General features: G+C 68.8%; 17 protein-coding genes. 10 read left to right on the plus strand and 7 right to left on the minus strand.

Translation table 11 applies throughout. The annotated features are described in order from the left end of the window. Window positions 1-111 (plus strand): MprA protease, GlyGly-CTERM protein-sorting domain-containing form (mprA, locus tag F7Q96_RS27520; RefSeq protein WP_151023516.1); only part of this gene is annotated, 111 nt, incomplete at its 5' end. Window positions 112-150: 39 nt separating this feature from the next. Here the strand turns inward: mprA and rrtA are convergent. Both rrtA and glnE read right to left on the minus strand, forming a co-directional pair. Beyond that, window positions 151-744: a rhombosortase gene (rrtA, locus tag F7Q96_RS25455; protein WP_151023520.1), complete on the minus strand. Its 594-nt coding sequence runs from the start codon at window positions 742-744 to the stop codon at window positions 151-153. A 66-nt stretch (window positions 745-810) separates the two neighbouring features. Further along, complete coding sequence (gene glnE, locus F7Q96_RS25460; protein WP_390885749.1) at window positions 811-3,621, minus strand: bifunctional [glutamate--ammonia ligase]-adenylyl-L-tyrosine phosphorylase/[glutamate--ammonia-ligase] adenylyltransferase; 2,811 nt, start codon at window positions 3,619-3,621, stop codon at window positions 811-813. Between the two features lie 240 nt (window positions 3,622-3,861). Between glnE and F7Q96_RS25465 the strand changes: the two genes are divergently transcribed. From F7Q96_RS25465 to aroG, 4 genes are all read left to right on the plus strand, one after another. Then, window positions 3,862-8,208, plus strand: coding sequence for a YhdP family protein (locus F7Q96_RS25465; protein ID WP_151023518.1), 4,347 nt, complete (start codon window positions 3,862-3,864; stop codon window positions 8,206-8,208). 116 nt (window positions 8,209-8,324) lie between these two features. Then, window positions 8,325-9,206, plus strand: coding sequence for a carbon-nitrogen hydrolase family protein (locus F7Q96_RS25470; protein WP_390885746.1), 882 nt, complete (start codon window positions 8,325-8,327; stop codon window positions 9,204-9,206). A gap of 117 nt (window positions 9,207-9,323) precedes the next feature. Next, window positions 9,324-10,784, plus strand: a complete 1,461-nt coding sequence (tldD, locus tag F7Q96_RS25475; RefSeq protein ID WP_053821481.1) for a metalloprotease TldD — start codon at window positions 9,324-9,326, stop codon at window positions 10,782-10,784. A 407-nt stretch (window positions 10,785-11,191) separates the two neighbouring features. Further along, a complete protein-coding gene (gene aroG / locus F7Q96_RS25480; protein ID WP_006578951.1) occupies window positions 11,192-12,271 on the plus strand; it encodes a 3-deoxy-7-phosphoheptulonate synthase AroG in 1,080 nt (359 codons plus the stop codon). Between the two features lie 42 nt (window positions 12,272-12,313). On the opposite strand, the gene F7Q96_RS25485 is transcribed toward aroG, so the two are convergent. The 4 genes from F7Q96_RS25485 to F7Q96_RS25500 all read right to left on the minus strand — a co-directional run bounded on the left by F7Q96_RS25485 (window position 12,314) and on the right by F7Q96_RS25500 (window position 13,721). After that, a complete protein-coding gene (locus F7Q96_RS25485; RefSeq protein ID WP_053821480.1) occupies window positions 12,314-12,568 on the minus strand; it encodes a DUF2442 domain-containing protein in 255 nt (84 codons plus the stop codon). 8 nt (window positions 12,569-12,576) lie between these two features. Beyond that, on the minus strand, window positions 12,577-12,882 hold the full coding sequence (locus F7Q96_RS25490; RefSeq protein WP_212762888.1) for a DUF4160 domain-containing protein: 306 nt from the start codon (window positions 12,880-12,882) through the stop codon (window positions 12,577-12,579). An 81-nt stretch (window positions 12,883-12,963) separates the two neighbouring features. After that, window positions 12,964-13,362, minus strand: a complete 399-nt coding sequence (locus F7Q96_RS25495; RefSeq protein ID WP_053821479.1) for a c-type cytochrome — start codon at window positions 13,360-13,362, stop codon at window positions 12,964-12,966. An 11-nt stretch (window positions 13,363-13,373) separates the two neighbouring features. Then, window positions 13,374-13,721 carry a c-type cytochrome gene (locus F7Q96_RS25500; RefSeq protein WP_006578948.1) on the minus strand — a complete coding sequence of 116 codons (348 nt, stop codon included), beginning with the start codon at window positions 13,719-13,721 and terminating at the stop codon, window positions 13,374-13,376. Window positions 13,722-14,048: 327 nt separating this feature from the next. On the opposite strand from F7Q96_RS25500, the gene F7Q96_RS25505 reads away from it, so the two are divergent. Genes F7Q96_RS25505 through F7Q96_RS25515 form a run of 3 tightly spaced genes read left to right on the plus strand, consistent with a single transcriptional unit; the run spans window position 14,049 to window position 16,832 of the window. Next, window positions 14,049-14,939, plus strand: a complete 891-nt coding sequence (locus tag F7Q96_RS25505) for an AAA family ATPase (protein ID WP_053821478.1) — start codon at window positions 14,049-14,051, stop codon at window positions 14,937-14,939. Between the two features lie 56 nt (window positions 14,940-14,995). Continuing rightward, a complete protein-coding gene (locus F7Q96_RS25510; RefSeq protein WP_053821477.1) occupies window positions 14,996-15,601 on the plus strand; it encodes a GNAT family N-acetyltransferase in 606 nt (201 codons plus the stop codon). Window positions 15,602-15,656: 55 nt separating this feature from the next. Further along, window positions 15,657-16,832: a vWA domain-containing protein gene (locus F7Q96_RS25515; RefSeq protein ID WP_053821476.1), complete on the plus strand. Its 1,176-nt coding sequence runs from the start codon at window positions 15,657-15,659 to the stop codon at window positions 16,830-16,832. A gap of 9 nt (window positions 16,833-16,841) precedes the next feature. On the opposite strand, the gene gcvA is transcribed toward F7Q96_RS25515, so the two are convergent. Next, window positions 16,842-17,744 (minus strand): transcriptional regulator GcvA, encoded by a 903-nt coding sequence (gene gcvA / locus F7Q96_RS25520; protein ID WP_006578944.1) that lies wholly within the window; start codon window positions 17,742-17,744, stop codon window positions 16,842-16,844. 197 nt (window positions 17,745-17,941) lie between these two features. Between gcvA and F7Q96_RS25525 the strand changes: the two genes are divergently transcribed. Together F7Q96_RS25525 and F7Q96_RS25530 are read left to right on the plus strand one after the other, a co-directional pair. After that, window positions 17,942-18,928, plus strand: a complete 987-nt coding sequence (locus tag F7Q96_RS25525) for a Bug family tripartite tricarboxylate transporter substrate binding protein (RefSeq protein ID WP_053821475.1) — start codon at window positions 17,942-17,944, stop codon at window positions 18,926-18,928. 25 nt (window positions 18,929-18,953) lie between these two features. Next, the gene (locus F7Q96_RS25530) at window positions 18,954-19,838 is read left to right on the plus strand and encodes an N-formylglutamate amidohydrolase (RefSeq protein WP_053821474.1); all 885 of its coding nucleotides are present in this window, start codon (window positions 18,954-18,956) and stop codon (window positions 19,836-19,838) included. Window positions 19,839-20,192 lie beyond the last annotated feature (354 nt).

Genomic DNA, 20,192 nt, shown 5'->3' on the forward strand with positions numbered 1-20,192 from the left:
GACGGTGGCGGCGGCGGTGCCGTGCCGCTGTGGAGCGGCGCGGCGCTGGCGCTGGCCGGCCTGCTCGGCGTGCTGCTGCCCGCGGGCCGTCGCCCGCGGCAGCAGCGCTGAAGCGGGCGCTGAAGGGGCGCTGAATCGAGGACCGGCGCGCTAGCCCACGGCGGCGCGCCGCTGCCCCCACCACTGCTGCGCCAGCCACCAGCCGAAGCCGGCCACCGCGCCGGCCGCATGGGCGGCGCGCACCACGCCGAACCCCCATGCCGCATCGAAGCGTACCGGCGCCAGCCAGGACTGTTCCAGCCACAGCTTGAGCAGCACGCCGGCGGCGAGCGCAACGCCGATCGCGCGCGACCAGCGGTCGGCCGCCAGCAGACGCAAGGCGCCCCAGACCGCCAGTCCATGCAGCGCGCCCGACAGTCCGCCATACCAGCGCAACGCCGGCTGCCACAGCAGCGCGACCTGCACCGCGACCCCGCAGACCACCAAGGCCAGCAGCATCTGCCGTGCGCCGGCGGCACGGCCGGTCAGCAGCAGCAAACCCAGGGCCGCCAGCAGATTGCCGAGCCAGTGGCGTCCATCCAGATGGACCCACATCGCGGTCAGCAGCCGCCACCATTGGCGGTCGCCGCCGGGCAGCATCAATGCATCGCGCAGATAGAGGCCGTGCGCATGCAGCCACGGCACGAAGGTAAAGGCCGCCGACAGCGCGCCGATCGCCGCCGTCGCGCCCAGGGCCGGCCCGATGCGCCGCCATGCGACAGGCCGCGCCGGGGCGCTCGCGCCGCCGCCGTGTTCAGCGCTCACCGGCGCTCAGTCCTCGCCGAACACGGCCTGCCATAGCGCGCGCACATCGCGCGCCTGCGCCTCGATCGTCTGCGGCGGCACGCGGGCCTGATCCTGGCCGTCGAGCCGCAGCTTGTGCTGGCGCGCGCGGAAGGTCCGGTAGGCATCGCCGACCGATTCGGCCAGCGTGGCGTCGATCAGGCCGAGCCGCCCGGCCATCCGCAGCAGCGCGATATTGCCGGCATTGCGCGTCAGCTCGGGATGGGCGCGGCTGTGCAGCAGCACCAGGTATTGCACGGTGAACTCGATGTCGACCATGCCGCCGCGGTCGTGCTTCAGGTCGAAGCGGTCGCTGCGGTTCGGATGGCCCTCGGCCACCTTGTGGCGCATCGCGACGATCTCCTGGCGCAGCGTGTCGGCATCGCGCGGCTGGCACAGGACCTCCTCGCGCAGCCGCTCGAAGCGCGCGCCCAGCTCGCGGTCGCCGGCGCAGAAGCGCGCGCGCGTCAGCGCCTGGTGCTCCCAGACCCAGGCGGTGTTCTCGCCCTGGCGCAGCTGATAGCGGCGGAACGACTCGAAGCTGGTGACCAGCAGCCCGGCGGCGCCGTTCGGGCGCAGCCGCGTGTCGACATCGAACAGCATGCCCGCGGCGGTATGGCTGGTCAGCCAGGTGATCAGGCGGCGCGCATAGGCCGCGTAGATCTCGGCGGCGCCGTCGTCATCGTCGTCGTGCAGGAAGATGATGTCGAGGTCGGACGCGTAGCCGAGCTCCTTGCCGCCCAGCCGGCCATAGGCGATCACCGCGAAGCGCGGCGTGTCGCGATGGCGCATCGGCAGTTGCTGCCAGACCGCGGCCAGCGTGACGTCGAGCATCGCGTCGGCCAGATCCGACAGGCGGTCGGCGATCTGCTCGACCGTCAGCCTGCCGTGCAGGTCCTGCAGCAGCACGCGAAAGGTCTCCGCATGGTGCTCGCGGCGCAGGATGTCCATCTGCGCCTCGATCTGACCGTGAGCCGCCAGCAGGCGCTCGCCGAGCCGGGCACGAAAGGCGTCCCAGTCCGGCACGCTGGCCAGCGCCTCGGCGTCGAGCAGTTCGTCGAGCAGTTGTGGATGCCGCGTCAGATAGCTCGCGGCCCAGCGCGACGCATGCAGGGTATGGGCGACTCGCTCCATCGCCTGCGGATACTCGGACAGCAGCGACAGATAGGAGGCGCGCCGGCTGATCGCATCGAAGAAGTCGAGAAAGCGCGCGATGGTGGCATCGGCATCGTCCTGCCGCCCCGCCAGGTCCAGCGCGCGATTGACCAGCAGGTCGAAGCGCGCCCGGCTCTGCTCGGACAGCGCGCGATAGCGCGGCGAGCTCGCGGTGGCGCGCAGCCGCTCCAGCAGCCCGCCGCAGTCGGAATAGCCGGCCTGCGCGAGCCGCGCGCACGGCGCCTCCTCGTCGTCGCCATGCGCCAGCGCCGGCCATAGCGTCTCGGCGGGCGCCTGGCCCTGTTCCGGGTCGGAGAAGGTGACCTCGAACTGCTGCGCCACCGGCTCCTGCAGCTCGGCCAGGCGGGCCAGCAGCGCCGGCCAGTCCGGGCAGCCCATCATCCGCGCGACCGCGGACTGTTCCTCTTCGCTGGTCGGCAGGTGATGGGTCTGCGCATCGTCGCGATACTGCAGCCGGTGCTCCAGCTGGCGCAGGAAGCGATAGGCGTCGGACAGCTGCAGCGCCTGCCCCGCCGGCAGCAGCCCGCGCTCGACCGCGATCGCCAGTACCTCCAGCGTCGGCCGCGCGCGCAGCGCCAGATCCTGGCCGCCGCGGATCAGCTGGAACACCTGCGCCATGAACTCGATTTCGCGGATGCCGCCGCGCCCCAGCTTGATATCGGCCGAGCGCTGGTTGACGCCGTGCCCGGCCAGGCCGCCGCTGCGCTTGGCGGCCTCGGCGCGGATCTGCGCATGCAGCGAGCGGATCGCGGCGATCACGCCGTAGTCCAGATAGCGGCGGAACACGAACGGCGTGGTCAGCCGCCCCAGCTGGTCGGCGGCGCGTTGCGCGTGCGGCGTGGCCAGCGACGACACCACGCGGCCCTTGATCCAGGCATAGCGCTCCCATTCGCGCCCCTGTACCACCAGGTATTCCTCGAGCATGCCGAGGCTGCAGGCGAGCGGTCCGGCGTCGCCGTTGGGCCGCAGCCGCATGTCGACGCGGAACACATAGCCGTCAGCGGTGGTCTCGGCCAGCACGCTGATCAGGCGACGGCCCAGGCGGGTGAAATATTCGTGGTTCGACAGGCTGCGCTGGCCACCTTGGGTATCGCCATCCTCGTCGTACAGAAAGATCAGGTCGATGTCGGACGACACGTTCAGTTCGCGGCCGCCAAGCTTGCCCATGCCGACCACGATCAGTTCCTGCACTTCGCCGCTGTGCTCGCCGACGGGCCGGCCGAAGGTCGGCGCCATGTCCTCGGTCAGCGTGGCCAGCGCATGCTGGATCGACAGTTCGGCCAGGTCGGTCATCGCGCCGGTCACCTCGGCCAGCGTGGCCAGGCCGCGCAGATCGCGCTCGATGACGGTGCACATCACCTCGGCGCGCAGCCGGCGCAGCGCCTGGCCGATCGCCTGCTCGGCATCGGCGGCGGGCTGGCGCAGCGTCGCCAGCCGCGCTTCCATCCAGACCCGCGTCAGCGGCTCGGCGCTGGCCTGCGCGACCAGCGCGGGCAGTTCGGGCCGGGCCTGCATCACGCGGCGCACGTAATGCGAGGCGGCCGCCGAGTACAATGCGTGTCCCTCGCAATCGGCCGGGTCGAGACCGGTTGCGGCCGTCAGCGCGAAGGCGCCGCTGGCCATGCCGCCCAGGCCGCCGGCCGCGGTGGCGGCATCGATGGCAACGGCATCAACGGCATCAACGGCGGCGGCAGCGTGCCGGCCGGCGCCCGCCTGGGAACTCGCGATATCTGGGGAAGTCATTCCTGTCACTTGGATGGATCGCGGCGGAGGATCGCCGCGCGAGGAACCATGCGCCACCGGTAACGCCGCCCGGGCTGGCTTCGAATTGGAGAGCGGCTAGTATTGTCGGATAATCTGCGCATGTCCAGCCGCGCCACCCCACCCGCCGAACGCCCCACCCCGTCCAGCGGCGCGGCAGCAGCCCCAGGGCCGGCGGGTTCGAGCGCGGGCGCCGCGGCCGGGGCCACCGCCGCCCCAGGCGCCGATCCCAGCGGCTCCAGCACCCATCCCTCCGGCAAGCCGCTTTCGACCTCGGCCTGGCGCCGCCGCGCCGGCCAATTGATCGGCTGTCTGAAGGCTTCGCCCCGCGCCATCGGGCGCGCCATCGCCGCCGCGGTGCGGCACCGCTGCTGGGGCTGGATCGCGCGCTGGCTGCTGCGCATCGGCGTGGCGCTGGCGGCCGTCGCCGCGGTGCTGTTCCTGCTGATGCGTTTCGTGCTGTGGCCGCAGGCCGCCGGCGCACGCGCCTGGCTGGAGCAACGCGGTTCGGAGGCGCTGTCGGCCCGGCTGACCATCGCCGCGCTGGAAACGACGTGGGACGGCTGGCATCCCGCCTTCCATGCGCGCGGCGTGCGGCTGGTCGACGAACAGCAGCGCGTGCTGCTGTCGGCGGACACGCTGCAGGGCGCGCTGTCCTGGCAGTCGCTGAGCGCGCTCGAGCTGCGCTTCGCCCGCTTCGATGCCAACCACGCCGACGTGCTGGTGCACCGCTCCGCCCAGGGCAAGCTGGAGGTGGCCGGCATGCCGATGCGCATGCAGGACAGCAGCGGCGACGATCATCGCTTCCTCGACTGGCTGCTGGCGCAGGGTTCGGTCACGCTGACCGGCGGCAAGGTGCGCTGGCTCGACGAGCAGCGCGGCCTGCCGGTGCTCGAGGTCGGCGACATCCTGCTGCGCTCGACTCGCAGCGGCGCCCGCCACGACCTGCGGCTGGAAGCACGCTCGGCCGCGCTGGCCGCCCGCCCGCTGGTGATCACCGGCACCTTCCGCCATACCTATCTGCATGCGCAGGGAGACTGGCGCAACTGGCGCGGCCAGGCCAGCTGGGATATCGGCCAGCTGCAGCTGCCGGCGGTGCAGCGCTATTCGAGCCTGTTCGAACAGGTCGACAGCGGCGTGCTGAGCAGCGACGGCACCATCGAATTCGCCAATGGCGAGATGCTGCGCAGCCAGGCGCGGCTGCGCGCCAACGCGGTCGATCTGCGCCTGGCCGGCGCGGCCGAGCCGCTGCGGCTGAATCAGTCGCAGGCGCTGTTGCTGCATCGGCGCGAAGGCGCCGACAACCAGCTGACCATCGACACGCTGCTGTGGGAGCCCGCCGGCGCGCAGGCACAGGCCAGCGGCGGCGCCTGGCGCGACGGCATGCGCCGCGTCACGCTGCGCTGGGCGCACGACGACAATGGCGCGCTGCGGCGGCTGGCGCTGAAGGCGCCGACGCTGGACCTCGACGCGCTGCGCGCGCTGTCGACCGCGATGCCGCTCGATACCGCGCTGGCCCGCAAGGTGCGCGCGCTGCGGCCATCGGGCCGGCTCGACAATCTCGACATCACCTGGACGCGCGAGCGCGGCGGCCTGCTGCAGCGGCAAGGCGGCCCTGCCCGCTACCAGGTCCAGGGCACGCTGCGCAATGTGTCGGTGCGCGAGCAGCCGGCCGAACCGGCCTACGACAAGGACGGTCACGCCAATCTCGGCGTGCCGGGCTTCAGCGGGCTGTCCGGCAGCTTCTCCTTCGACCAGCAGGGCGGCAACGCGCGCTTCGAGGGCACCCAGGCCACGCTGATCTTCCCCGGCGTGTTCGAAGACCCGCGCCTGCCCTTCGACGAACTGGCCGGCGCGTTCCAGTGGCGCCGCGAGGGCGGCAAGCTGGCGGTACGCAGCGACGGCATCCGCTTCGCCAACGCCGATACGGCCGGCACCGTGCGCGGCAGCTGGCGCGAAGGCGGCGACGGCCATGCCGGCATTGCCGAGCTCGACGGCGAGCTGGCCCGCGCGCAGGTCGCGCGCGTGCCGCGCTACCTGCCGCTGCACGTGCCCGCCAGCACGCGCCACTATCTGGCGGGCGCGCTGGCCGGCGGCGAGTCCGAGGCGGTCCGCTTCCAGGTCAAGGGCGACCTCGCCCACTTCCCCTTCCACGGCGACGCCGCGCGGCATGGCGACTTCCGCGTCGACGTGCCGCTGCGGCAGGCGTCGTATCAGATCGATCCGCGCGGCCCCGACGGCAAGCCGCTCTGGCCGCTGTTTACCGAGATCGAAGGCAGCCTGCAGTTCGAGCGCGGCGCGATGGCGCTGAACGTCGAGCGCGCCTCGGTGCAGGGCCTGCCCGGCGTGGCGCTGCGCGACATCAAGGGCCGCATCGACGAGCTCGACCACCGCGGACGGCTGACGCTGGACGGCAGCGCCAGCGGCCCGATGCAGGGCTTCCTGCGCTATATCGCCAGCAGCCCGGTGCGCGAGTGGACCGGCAACTTCACCGGCGAGGCGCGCGGCCAGGGCAACGGCGAACTGCGGCTGAAGCTCGACCTGCCGCTGGCCGATGCCGCGCGCAGCAAGGTCGACGGCCAGTACCGGCTGACCGGCAACGACGTGGTGCTTGCACCGGGCCTGCCGACGCTGGGCGGCGCCACCGGCACGGTCGCCTTCAACGAGCACGGTTTCCAGCTCGACGCGGTGCGCGCCCGCCTGCTCGGCGGCGAGGTGCGCGCCAGCGGCGGCACCCAGTCCGACGGCACGGTGCGCGTGACCGCGGCGGGCACTGCGAACTCGCGCGGCATCGCCGAGGCGCTGGCCGGGGCCGGCCTGAGCCCGCTGGCGCGCCGCTTCGACGGCAACGCGAGCTACCAGGCCATCATCGGCGTGCGCGAACGCCAGCCGGTGATCTCCTTCACCGCGGATCTGGCCGGCATGGCGGTCGACCTGCCGGCCCCGCTGGCCAAGCCGGCCGGCCAGCCGGCGCCACTGCGCTTCGAACTGCGCCCGCTGGCCGGACGCGCGGGCCACGAAGAACTCGAACTGCAATACGGCGCAATGATGAGCGCGCGCTATCTGCTGCGCCGTGGCGCCGGCGGCGTCGAGGTCGTCAACGGCGGGATCGGCATCGGCCAGCCGGCCCCCACACCGGCGACCGGTGTCAGCGCCGCGCTGGCGGTCGAGCGTTTCGATCTGGACGGCTGGCGCGCGGCGCTGGCCGGCAGCCCGGGCAACCCAGGCAACGACAGTGACGGCGCCCCGCGCGGGCCGGTCACGGCCTCCTACTTGCCCGAGCGCATCACCGCACGCTCGCGCACGCTGCTCGCGTTCGGCCGCGAGCTCGACGACGTGACGCTGGACGCCGTGCGCGCGCCGCAGTCCGGCGATCCCGGCTGGCAGTTCCGCCTGGACTCGCGCCAGATCGCCGGCCAGATGCAGTGGCGCGCGGTGCCGTCGAGCCCCGGTGGCGCGCTGACGCTGCGGCTGTCGCGGCTGAACATTCCCGACAGCCAGGACACCAGCCAGGTCGCCGACGCGCTGGCCGGCCAGATCGAGGAGCTGCCCTCGATCGATCTGCAGGCCGAGCGCTTCGAGCTACGCGGGCACGACTTCGGCAAGCTGCAGGTCAAGGCGCACAGCGCGCTCGACAATGGCGAGCCGGTCTGGACGCTGGAATCGCTGACGCTGGAACAGCCCGGCGCCACCTTCACCGGCCAGGGCAGCTGGCGCGTGCCGCGGCGCGTGCGCGACAGCGGCAAGGCCGGCGGCCAGCGCCGCACGCTGCTCAGTTTCAACGTCGACGTGCGCAATGCCGGCGACGTGCTGGATCGGCTCGGCATGCCGCACACGCTGCGCGACGGCAAGGGCAAGCTCGAGGGCCGCATCCGCTGGATCGGCTCGCCGCTGGCGATCGACTACGCCTCGCTGAACGGCCGCGTGGCGCTCAAGCTCGAGAACGGCCAGATCGTCAGCGTCGAGCCCGGCGCGGCCAAGCTGCTTGGCGTGCTGAGCCTGCAGAGCGTGATGCGGCTGGTGACGCTCGACTTCCGCGGCATCGCCGGCCAGGGCCTGGTGTTCGACGAGATCAGCGCGACCGGCACCATCGAGAACGGCATTGCCAGCACCAGCGATTTCCGGCTGAAGAGCCCGCAGGTCAGCGCGGCGATGACGGGCAGCGCCAATCTCCCGCAGGAAACACAGGATCTCGAGGTCGCACTGGTGCCGCGCATCAACGCGACCTCGGCCTCGGTCGCCGCCGCCTTCATCAATCCGGCGCTGGGCATCGGCACGCTGGCGGCGCAACTGCTGTTCGCCGACGAGTTCTCCAAGGCCTTCACCCAGCACTACAAGGTCACCGGGAGTTGGGCCGAGCCGCGTATCGCCAAGGTGGGCGACAATAATGCCGACGGGCAACGGCGCGCACCCGACCGCCGCCAGCCCGAGCAGTCCTACATGCCGTAATTGCCGTAATTGCCGTAATTGCCGTAATTGCCGTAATTGCCGTAATTGCCGTAATTGCCGTAACTGCGGCAATGCCGCAATTTCCGCAATGTTCGCCATCGCGCCGAGGAAACGTCATGCCAGCCGCCGACCCCGCCACCACGCCAGCCAACCCAATCGCTACACGCTCCGCCGCGCCGCGCGCGATGCGTGTGGCGGCAATCCAGACCGTGACCGGCACCGCGCTCGACGCCAATCTGGCGCGCGCCGACGCGCTGATCGCCGACGCCGCGCGCGGCGGCGCCGAACTGGTGCTGCTGCCCGAGTATTTCTGCCTGATGGGCCGCCAGGACAGCGACAAGGTCGCGGTGCGCGAGCAGGACGGCGACGGGCCCATCCAGCACTTCCTCGCCGATGCCGCACGGCGCCACGGCATCTGGCTGGTCGGCGGCACGCTGCCGCTGTGGTGCGAGGACGCCGAGCGGGTCCGCAACAGCTCGCTGGCCTTCGATCCGCGGGGCGAACGGGTGGCGCGCTACGACAAGATCCACCTGTTCGGCTTTACCCGCGGCGAGGAGCGCTACGACGAGTCGCGCACCATCCTGGCCGGCCGCGAGCCGGTGACCTTCGATGCGCCGTGCGGCCGCGTCGCGATGTCGGTCTGCTACGACCTGCGCTTCCCCGAGCTGTATCGGCAAATGGCGAGCACCGACAGCGAGAACGGCCTGGCCTTGATCCTGATGCCCGCCGCCTTCACCTACACGACGGGGCAGGCGCATTGGGAGATCCTGCTGCGCGCCCGCGCGATCGAGAACCAGTGCTATGTGCTGGCCGCGGCCCAGGGCGGCAAGCACGAGAACGGCCGCCGCACGTGGGGCCATTCGATGCTGGTCGACCCCTGGGGCGAAGTGCTGGCCATGCTGCCCGAGGGCGAAGGCGTGGTCAGCGGCACGCTGGACCCGGCGCGTATCGCCGAAGTGCGGCAGAACCTGCCTGCGCTGCGCCACCGGGTGCTGTAGCATGGACACCCGTAGTCCCCGACCGAACACATGGGCGCCGCGCAAGCCGGCGCCCCACCCTTGCGGCTGCCGGCCCGATGCCGGGCAGCGCGACACCGAATCCAACAGAGGACATTCATGAACGCCGGCGATCTCGGAATCCGCAATCTCGCCACCGCGCAGCAGCTGCTGCTGACCCCGTACGGGCTCGATGAAGCCCGGCTGCAGCGCGTGCTGGCCGACATCTTCACGCACAAGGTCGACTACGCCGACCTGTATTTCCAGTACACCCGCAGCGAGGCCTGGAGCCTCGAGGAAGGCATCGTCAAGTCGGGCAGCTTCAATATCGACCAGGGCGTCGGCGTGCGCGCCGTGTCCGGCGACCGCACGGCCTTCGCCTACTCGGACGAGATCAGCCTCGAAGCGCTGCTGCAGGCCAGCGCCGCGACGCGCACCATCGGCAAGGTCGGCAGCGGCCGCACCAAGGTGGCGGGCTCGCTGGCCTCGCACGGCGGCCGGGACCTCTACGCGCCCAACGATCCGCTCGATTCGATGCCGGCGGCCGAGAAGGTCGCGCTGCTCGAGCGCGTCGAGAAGATGGCGCGCGCCAAGGACCCGCGCATCGTGCAGGTGATGGCAGGCCTGGCCGGCGAATACGACGTGGTGCTGATCGCGCGCAGCGACGGCGTGATTGCCGCCGACGTGCGGCCGCTGGTACGCGTGTCGGTCACGGTGATCGCCGAGCAGAACGGCCGCCGCGAGATGGGCACCTCGGGCGGCGGCGGCCGCTACCACTACGGCTACTTCACCGACGACCTGCTGCGCACCTATGTCGACGAGGCGGTATCGTCGGCGCTGGTCAATCTGGAGGCGCGCCCCGCCCCGGCCGGCGCGATGACGGTCGTGCTCGGCCCGGGCTGGCCCGGCGTACTGCTGCACGAGGCGGTCGGCCACGGGCTGGAAGGCGACTTCAACCGCAAGGGCTCGTCGGCCTTCGCCGGCCGCATGGGCGAGCGCGTCGCGGCCAAGGGCGTCACCGTGGTCGACGACGGCACGCTGGAAGGCCGCCGCGGTTCGCTGAACCTCGACGACGAGGGCAACCCGACCCAGTGCACCACGCTGATCGAGGATGGCATCCTGCGCGGCTATATCCAGGACACGCTGAACGCGCGGCTGATGAAGATGCCGGTGACCGGCAACGCGCGCCGCGAGAGCTTCGCCGCGCTGCCGATGCCGCGCATGACCAACACCTACATGCTGAACGGCGACCGCGACCCGCAGGAGATCATCGCCAGCGTCAAGCGCGGCCTGTACGCGGTCAACTTCGGCGGCGGCCAGGTCGACATCACCAACGGCAAGTTCGTGTTCTCGGCCAGCGAGGCCTACCTGATCGAGGACGGCAAGATCACCGCGCCGGTCAAGGGCGCGACGCTGGTCGGCAACGGCCCGGAATCGCTGAAGGACGTCACGATGATCGGCAACGACATGCGGCTGGACTCCGGCGTCGGCGTCTGCGGCAAGGAAGGCCAGAGCGTGCCGGTCGGCGTCGGCCAGCCGACGCTGCGCATCGAGAACATGACGGTGGGCGGCACCGCCTGACGGGCTGCCCGGCGTCGGTGCCGCTGCAGCGCCGACGCCACAGCCGGGACCGTCCGGCCGTTTCGGCGCGCTTGCCAAGCGTGCCGAAACGGGCTATAAAGTGGCTTCGTTGCCGACGCTGGCCGCCTGGCCGCCGCAAAAGGCAGACGAAAACCAGCGCAGTACCGACCGATTTCCGACTGAATACCGCCCTGCCCTCCCTGATGTCCGCCAAGTTTTACTTTTACTTTTTTAGCGATCTCGCACCGCTGGCGGAAGGAGAGGATCAGTCGTAAGCGCCTCCCAAGATTGCAAGAAAGCCGCCAGCAGACCTGGCGGCTTTTTTTTGGCCCGATTTTCCGCCGCTGCCGCGGCACCCGAATACCGAACACCCCCACCCTCACGACCTGACAAGACCTGGAGCCATCATGTTGAAGAACACCGACGACCTTCGTATTCGCGAACTGAAGGAGCTGCTGCCGCCGGCGCACCTGATCCGCGAGTTCTCCCTGTCGGAGAAGGCGTCGGACGTCATCTACGGCGCGCGCCAGGCGATGCACCGGATCCTGCACGGCATGGACGACCGGCTGATCGTCATCATCGGCCCCTGCTCGATCCACGATACCCGCGCCGCGCTCGAATACGCGAAGCTGCTGAAAGAGCAGCGCGATCGCTTCAGCAACGAGCTCGAGGTCGTGATGCGGGTCTACTTCGAGAAGCCGCGCACCACGGTCGGCTGGAAGGGGCTGATCAACGATCCGCACATGGACGGCAGCTTCAAGATCAACGACGGCCTGCGCACCGCGCGCGAGCTGCTGCTCAATATCAGCGAAATGGGCCTGCCGGCGGGCACCGAATATCTCGACATGATTTCGCCGCAGTACATCGCAGACCTGGTCAGCTGGGGCGCGATCGGCGCGCGCACCACCGAATCGCAGGTCCATCGCGAACTGGCTTCGGGACTGTCGTGCCCGGTCGGCTTCAAGAACGGCACCGACGGCAACGTCAAGATCGCGGTCGATGCGATCAAGGCCGCGTCGCAGCCGCACCATTTCCTGTCGGTGACCAAGGGCGGCCATTCGGCGATCGTGTCGACCTCGGGCAACGAGGACTGCCACATCATCCTGCGCGGCGGCAAGAACCCGAACTACGACGCCGACAGCGTGCAGCAGGCCTGCGATGCGATTTCCAAGGCCGGGCTCGCGGCACGGCTGATGATCGACGCCTCGCACGCCAACAGCAGCAAGAAGCATGAGAACCAGATCCCGGTCTGCGAGGACATCGGCCGCCAGCTCGCCGCCGGCGACGATCGCATCATCGGCGTGATGGTCGAATCGCACCTGATCGCCGGCCGCCAGGACCATGTCCAGGGGGCGCCGATCGACTCGCTGACCTACGGCCAGTCGGTCACCGACGCCTGCATCGGCTGGGACGATTCGGTGCGCGTGCTGGAGATCCTCGCCAATGCAGTGAAGGCACGGCGGCTGGCGAAGGGCAGCGGAAACTGAATGAGTCTTCTGGCGGCCGCGCGCCGCCCCATCACCTGGCGCCTACGATTTCGTCAGCGGGCGTCCGGTCACTTCCTCGTACATCGCATCCGGGGCAATATCGACCCCGTTCGGCCACACCACCGCGCCGTTGACAATGAGGGCCTTTGCGAAGTAGGTCTCATCGGCCAACGGCGCGAACACACCACGAAATTCATCACCCGACATGTCCACGATGCCGCGCGTGCCATCGGCAAATTCAACATCCAGTCGATGATTTGGCAGGACAGCCAGGCGGGTGACGTGCCATGCAACCATTGCGTTTTTTACTCCAGGGGCGGGATGGGCTTTGGCGTTTCGTGATTTCTGCAGAGTCGCCAATCTTCGGCCAATTCCGTTCGATGCGCAGACGCCCATTCCAACACGAGTGCCAGCGCACGCCGAGGCAGCGATCCGGCCATAACCTCGAGCGTATCGATTCGGATGATTGCTTCTGCATCGCCATAGCGCGCATGGAAATGAGCCGGTTCGTGGTCACGCCAATACATCGAGATCACGATCCCGAAAAATATGCTGAGGGTTGGCACATTGGCTCCCGCTGTCGAGGGAGCGCCATCGTATTGCCGTGTCATCAGGCCTTCGATCGATACATGCCGAAGATATAAAAAAAGCCGCCTCCAAGGAAGCGGCTTTTCTGACGGCGGTACGCTGCCTTACTTCTTCAACACCAGATCGCCCGGCAGCGATTCGAGATAGGCGGCCATGTCCTTCAGTTCCTGCCGGGTGAACGGACGCGGCTTGCCATCCTTGCCGACCACGCCGGGGTTGGCGTTGACCTGGCCCTGCATGATCGCGTTGGAGCGGCCGACCTGCGGGTTGCCGTGGATCTGGTAGGCGACCAGCGCGTGGTACAGATAGCTGGCGTGCTGGCCGGCCAGCTTCGGATAGTCCGGCGCGATCGGGGAATTCATGTCGGCGCCGTGGCAGGCGGCGCAATTGCCCTTCTGCACCAGGGCCTTGCCGGCTTCGATATCGGCAGCCGCAGCCGACATCGCCGAGGCACCCAGCACGAGTGCGCCGAGCGCGAACGAGAGCGTCTTGAGCGTCTTCATGTCGGGTCCTCTCACTTCTGCGGATTGTCGCGGGTGTCGCGCTTCTGCTGCGCGTAGTACGCAGCCACATCGGCGATATCCTGGTCGCTCAGCGTCGCCGCGATGCCGCGCATCGTCGGATGCTTGCGGCCACCCTTCTTGTATTCCTGCAGCGCGTTCGCGATGTACTTCGCGCTCTGGCCCCCGATCATCGGCACTTCATACACCTCGGGAAACGAAGCCCGATATCCCGGAATACCGTGGCAGCCGATACACATCGCCACCTTATCCCGGGCTGCCTCCACATTGCCCTTGACTTCCTGGGCCTGCGCTGCCGTCGCGGCGGCGCCCAGCACCACCATCGTGAGGAGCTTTTTCATTGTCGTAGTCGGATTGGAAGGATTGAACCTTGCGTGACCTGCCCGAGCGGCCAGACATGGAACTCCCGCCGAATGCACGGCCGAGGCCGCGCGCATCGACCGTCATGCCGGCCATTCTTTCGTGATCGCCGCTTCCCGACCGGAGCCGCCGGGGTGCGACGTGGCGGCAGGGGAAGGAGGATGGACGTACGTGGGGGCGCGTCAAACCGGCGCATTGTACCGCACGCGGCACGCGGCAGTCCATAGAGCGGCGCCGTGGGCGCACGCGAACGGGAAAGCTCTTTTATACTGGCCCATTCCGACCCGAACGAAGCCTCAGAACGCGACATGACCGATACCGCCCAAGCCGCCGCTGGCGCCTCTGCCGCCCCCTCCGCCCGCTTCGAGGGCAGCGCCCACTACGTGGCCACCGACGACCTGAAGCTCGCCGTCAATGCCGCGCGCACGCTGCAGCGTCCGCTGCTGATCAAGGGCGAGCCCGGCACCGGCAAGACCATGCTGGCCGAGGAAGTGGCCGCCGCGCTGGGCATGCCGCTGCTGCAATGGCATATCAAGTCGACCACCAAGGCGCAGCAGGGCCTGTACGAATACGACGCGGTGTCCCGCCTGCGCGACTCGCAGCTCGGCGACGACCGCGTGCACGACATCCGCAACTACATCGTCAAGGGCGTGCTGTGGCAGGCGTTCGAGTCGGACGAGCCGGTGGTGCTGCTGATCGACGAGATCGACAAGGCGGACATCGAATTCCCCAACGACCTGCTGCGCGAAATCGACCGGATGGAGTTCTACGTCTACGAGACGCGCGAACTGATCCGCGCGAAGCACCGCCCGCTGGTCATCATCACGTCGAACAACGAGAAGGAACTGCCGGACGCCTTCCTGCGCCGCTGCTTCTTCCACTACATCAAGTTCCCCGACGCCGACACGATGCAGCGCATCGTCGACGTCCACTATCCGGGCATCAAGCGCGAGCTGGTCTCCGCCGCGCTCGAGGCGTTCTACGAGATGCGCAACCTGCCGGGCCTGAAGAAGAAGCCGTCGACCTCCGAACTGATCGACTGGCTCAAGCTGCTGATGGCCGAGGACATTCCGCCCGAGGCGCTGCGCAGCCCGGACAAGAAGGCCGCGATTCCGCCGCTGCACGGCGCGCTGCTGAAGAACGAGCAGGACGTGCATCTGTTCGAACGGCTGGTCTTCATGAACCGCGCCAACCGCTGAACGGCTGGCCCGCCCTCGTCGACCGTCGCACGTCCAAACCCTCGCCAGGAACCCCGATGACCCGTCTGATCGCGCCGATCGTGCTGGAAGGCCGGCACGTCATGCTCGAACCGCTCGACGCCGCGCATGAAACCGAGCTGCGCGCGGCCGCCAGCGACGGCGAGCTGTGGAAGCTGTGGTACACCTCGGTGCCGACGCCAGACGGGCTGCGCGCGTGGATCGACACCGCGCTGGACCAGCGCGACCGCCTCGGCGCGATGCCGTTCGTGGTGCGGCGCGTGCAGGACGGCGTGGCCGGCCCGGTGGTCGGCTCGACGCGGATGTTCAATGTCGACGAGACCCATCGGCGGCTCGAGATCGGCCACACCTGGTATGCGCAGAGCGTGCAGCGCACCGCGGTCAACACCGAGTGCAAGCTGCTGTTGCTGGCGCACGCCTTCGAGCAGCTGCGCTGCATCGCGGTCGAATTCCGCACGCACTGGATGAACCACCAGAGCCGCGCCGCGATCGCGCGGCTCGGCGCCAAGCAGGACGGCGTGCTGCGCAACCACCAGGTGATGGCCGACGGCTCGCTGCGCGACACCGTGGTCTTCTCGATCATCGCCAGCGAATGGCCGACGGTGAAGCGCCATCTGCACTACCGCCTGGAGATGCCGCGCTGAGCGCCGGGGCTTTCCCCCCTCGCCCAGCCAGCCACCCGCGACACCGAGACCCGCCATGCTGATCGACTTCTTCTTCTCGCTGCGGCACGCCAAGCTGCCGGTATCCGTCAAGGAATACCTGACCATGCTGGAGGCGCTGAAGGCCCAGGTGATCGCGCCGTCGATCGACGAGTTCTACTACCTGTCGCGCATGACACTGGTCAAGGACGAGAAGCACTTCGACAAGTTCGACCAGACCTTCGCGGCCTACTTCAAGGGCGTCGAGAACCTGGTCGACTGGAAGTCCGACATTCCGCTCGACTGGCTGCAGAAGACGCTCGAGCGCGAACTGTCGCCCGAGGAGAAGGCGAAGATCGAGGCGATGGGCGGGCTCGACAAGCTGATGGAGCACCTGAAGCAGCTGCTCGAGGAACAGAAGGAAAAGCACGAGGGCGGCAACAAGTGGATCGGCACCGGCGGCACCTCGCCGTTCGGCCACGGCGGCTACAACCCCGAGGGCATCCGTATCGGCGGCCCGTCCAAGGGCAACCGCACCGCGATCAAGGTATGGGAGACGCGCGCCTATCGGGACTACGACGATCAGGTCGAACTGGGCACGCGCAACATCAAGGTCGCGCTGCGGCGGCTGCGCCGGTTCGCGCGCGAAGGCGCCGACACCGAACTCGATCTGGACGACACCATCCATTCGACCGCGGCGAACGCCGGCCTGCTTGACATCAAGCTGCGCCCCGAGCGGCACAACAAGGTCAAGGTGCTGATGCTGATGGATGTCGGCGGCTCGATGGACGACCACATCAAGCGCGTCGAGGAGCTGTTCTCGGCGGCCAAGACCGAGTTCAAGCATCTGGAGTACTACTACTTCCACAACTGCGTCTACGACTACGTGTGGAAGAACAACCGCCGCCGGCATGCGGAAAAGATCGCCACCTGGGACCTGATCCACAAGTACACGCCTGACTACAAGGTGATCTTCGTCGGCGACGCGACCATGAGCCCGTACGAGATCCTGCAGCCGGGCGGGTCGGTCGAATACAACAACGCCGAGGCCGGCGCGGTCTGGCTGAACCGGCTGATCGACCAGTTCCCGCGCTTCGTCTGGCTCAATCCCGAGCCCGAAGGTCTGTGGCAATACCGGCAGTCGATCTCCGTGATCAACCAGATCATGAAGGCGCGGATGTACCCGGTCACCATCGCGGGCCTCGAGCAGGCGATGAAGGTACTGTCGAAGTAGGCCCGCCGCTCACACCACCACGTCGACCCCTTCCATCAGCCACTGCCGGAACGTCTGCAGCGCCGGCAGATGCTGCTTCTGCTCCGGATAGCACAGGTAATAGCCCTTCTTGCTGAGCACCCGCGCCGGATGCGCGACCACCAGCGCGCCGCTGGCCAGTTCCTGCTCGATCAGGCAGCGCGGGATCAGCGCGATGCCCAGGCCCGACAGCGCGGCCTGCGTCAGCAGCGAGAACTGGTCGAAGCGCGGCCCGCTCCAGGCCTCCCGCGTCGTCACGCCCAGCTCGCCCAGCCAGTCGGACCACGCCTCGGGCACCGTCGTATGGTGCAGCAGCGGATAGTTCAGCAGCGCCTGCGGCGACGCCGCCACGCCGTTGGGCTCGTTGGCGAGCAAACCCGGCCGGCATACCGGCAGCACCTCGCGCCCGGTCATGTAGTCCGCCAGGCTGCCCGGCCAGACACCGTCGCCGAAGCGGATCGCCGCGTCGAGGTCCGGCTGCGAGAAGTCATAGCCCTGCGCGTGCGGCACGAATTCGAGTGTGACCTCCGGATGCCGCTCGAAGAACTGCGGCAGCCGCGGAATCAGCCACTTGGCGCCGAGCGTCGGCATGCTGGCGATGTGCAGCGTGCCGCCGCGGCCCTGACTGGCCACCAGCTCGACGGTCGCGGCCTCGATCTCCTGCAGGCTGGGCCGGATCCGCTCCAGGTAGCGGCGGCCGGCATCGGTCAGCAGCAGCCGCTGACGGACGCGTTCGAACAGGTCCACGCCCAGCGACGACTCGAGCTGGCGGACCTGCTTGCTGACCGCGCCCTGCGTGACATGGAGCTCGCGGGCGGCCAGCGTAAAACTGAGATGACGGGCGGCGGCCTCGAAGGCCTGCAGCCCGGTCAACGACGGGCATAGGCGCCGCATGCGACTTCCTCGATTTCCCAGACTTCACGACCAAATGGAATGACCGTGCGATTTTAATTCGTTTGCACGGTTCTTGCAGATTTGCGCAGAATCACAAGCAAAGCTCAACGAAGCTTTCTAGCACAGCAACGACGGGCCCGCCCTGCCGGCGCCCTTACTCCCCCATTCCGTGTTGGACTCCCTTTTCAGGATCATTCATGCAACGCCGTAACATGCTCCGCCTCATCGCTGCCGGCTCGGCCGCCCTGGCCGCCGGCCTGTCGTTCCAGGCTGCCGCGCAGGGTTCGTACCCGACCAAGCCGATCACGCTGGTCGTGCCCTTCCCGGCCGGCGGCACCACCGACATCGTCGCCCGCATCGTCGCCGACAAGCTGGGCCAGCAACTGGGCCAGGCCGTGGTGGTCGACAACCGCGGCGGCGCCGGCGGCAGCATCGGCACCAGCTACCTGGCCAAGGCCACGCCGGACGGCTACACGATCGGCATCGCCACGGCCTCGACGCACGGCATCAACCCGGCGATCTACCCGCGCCTGCAGTACGACGCGACCAAGGACTTCACCACCATCACCAACCTGGCCTCGGTGCCGAACGTGATGAGCGTCCACCCGTCGGTCAAGGCCAACGACATGAAGGCCTTCATCGCGCTGGCGCAGTCGCAGCCGAACAAGCTGGCCTACGGTTCGGCCGGCAACGGCAGCGTGTCGCACATGATGGGCGAGCTGTTCAAGCTGAGCAGCAAGACCGAGCTGCTGCACGTGCCGTACAAGGGCGTCGGCCCGGCGCTGAACGACACGCTGGCCAACCAGGTGCAGATCCTGTTCGACAACCTGCCGTCGTCGCTGCCGTTCATCCAGGGCGGCAAGCTGCGCGCGCTGGCCGTCGCCGCGCCCAAGCGCGTTGCCGCGCTGCCGAACGTGCCGACTTTCGCCGAGCTGGGCCTGGCCGAGGTCAACGATTCGTCGTGGTTCGGCCTGATTGCCCCCGCCAAGCTGCCGGCCGACATCCAGACGAAGCTGCACGACGCTACCGTCAAGGTGCTGGCGATGCCCGAGGTCAAGGAGAAGTTCGAGAAGCTGGGCGCGACTCCGGTCGGCGACACGCCGGCGCACTTCGCCACCCAGATCAAGAACGAGGTGGCCAAGAACAAGCGCATCGCCGCCGCCGCCAAGATCTCGTTGGACTAAGCCGCAAGACCGAGCCGCAAGCATCATGACCGAAGCAGACCGAAAGAGCGCGGAGCGCCCTTACTTCCTGCAGCTGCCGGAAGGCGAGAGCAGCCCGCTCTTTCTCGATTCACCGCATAGCGCCACCAGCTACCCGGCGGACTTCCGCTACGCCGCCGGGCTGCCGCTGAACCTGCTGCGCCAGGCCGAGGACACCTTCGTCGACGAGCTGTACGCCGACGCGCCGAAGCAGGGCATCGCGCTGCTGTGCGCCGGCTTTCCGCGCAGCTACCTCGATGCCAACCGCGGCATCGAGGAGATCGACCAGGCCCTGCTCGACGCCCCGTGGCCGGGCCCGATGCAGGAAACGCCCAAGACCCGGCTCGGCAAGGGCCTGGTCTGGCGCGTGCTGGACACCGGCGAGGCGATCTACGATCGCCGGCTCAGCGTGGCCGAGGTGCAGGCGCGCATCGAGCGCTACTACCTGCCCTACTACGCGCAGCTGCAGAAGCTGGCCGACCGGGCGATCGCCGAGCACGGCAGCGCATGGCACATCAACTGCCACTCGATGCCCAGCGAGGCCGCGCAATACGCGACCGAACACCCGGGCCTGCAGCATCCGGACTTCGTCGTCGGCGACCGCGACGGCACCACCTGCGACAAGCGTTTCACCGACCTGGTCGAAGGCGTGCTGAAGGAAATGGGCTACGACGTCTGGCGCAACCACCCGTACAAGGGCGTGGAGATCGTGCGCGTGGTTGGTCAGCCCCAGGCCGGCCGCCACAGCCTGCAGCTCGAGATCAATCGCAAGCTGTACATGGACGAGGTGGCGCTGACCCGCAATGCGGGCTTCGACAAGCTCAAGCAGAACCTGAACGCGCTGCTTGCCGAGCTCGACCGCTTCGCCCGCACGGCCAGCGCGACGCGCTGAACGCGGGCCGCAAGGCCGGTAACGGTCCGGCCCGATCCGCCCGACCGTGGCGCCGCACTGGCGTCACGAGCGCACGGATCGGGCCCGGACCGCGCTCGGGACTGACCCTAGGTTGGCTGCCGCGAGGAACTTTGTGCAAAGGGTTTCCTCTATCATGGCAGTCTTTTGCCAACCACTTCGCCCCCGAAGCAAGCAGATCCCGTGATCCGACGAATTTCCATGCGGCTGCGCGCCCTCGCCGCCGCGGCCGCCGCCCTGATGCTGGCCGCCTGCGCCACCGCGCCCTCCGAGTCCGGCGACGCCGCCGGCCAGCAGGCCCAGGCCCCCGCCGCCAGCCCCGCACCGCAGGCCCCG

The organism is Cupriavidus gilardii (genome assembly GCF_008801915.1).
Taxonomy (GTDB): domain Bacteria; phylum Pseudomonadota; class Gammaproteobacteria; order Burkholderiales; family Burkholderiaceae; genus Cupriavidus; species Cupriavidus gilardii.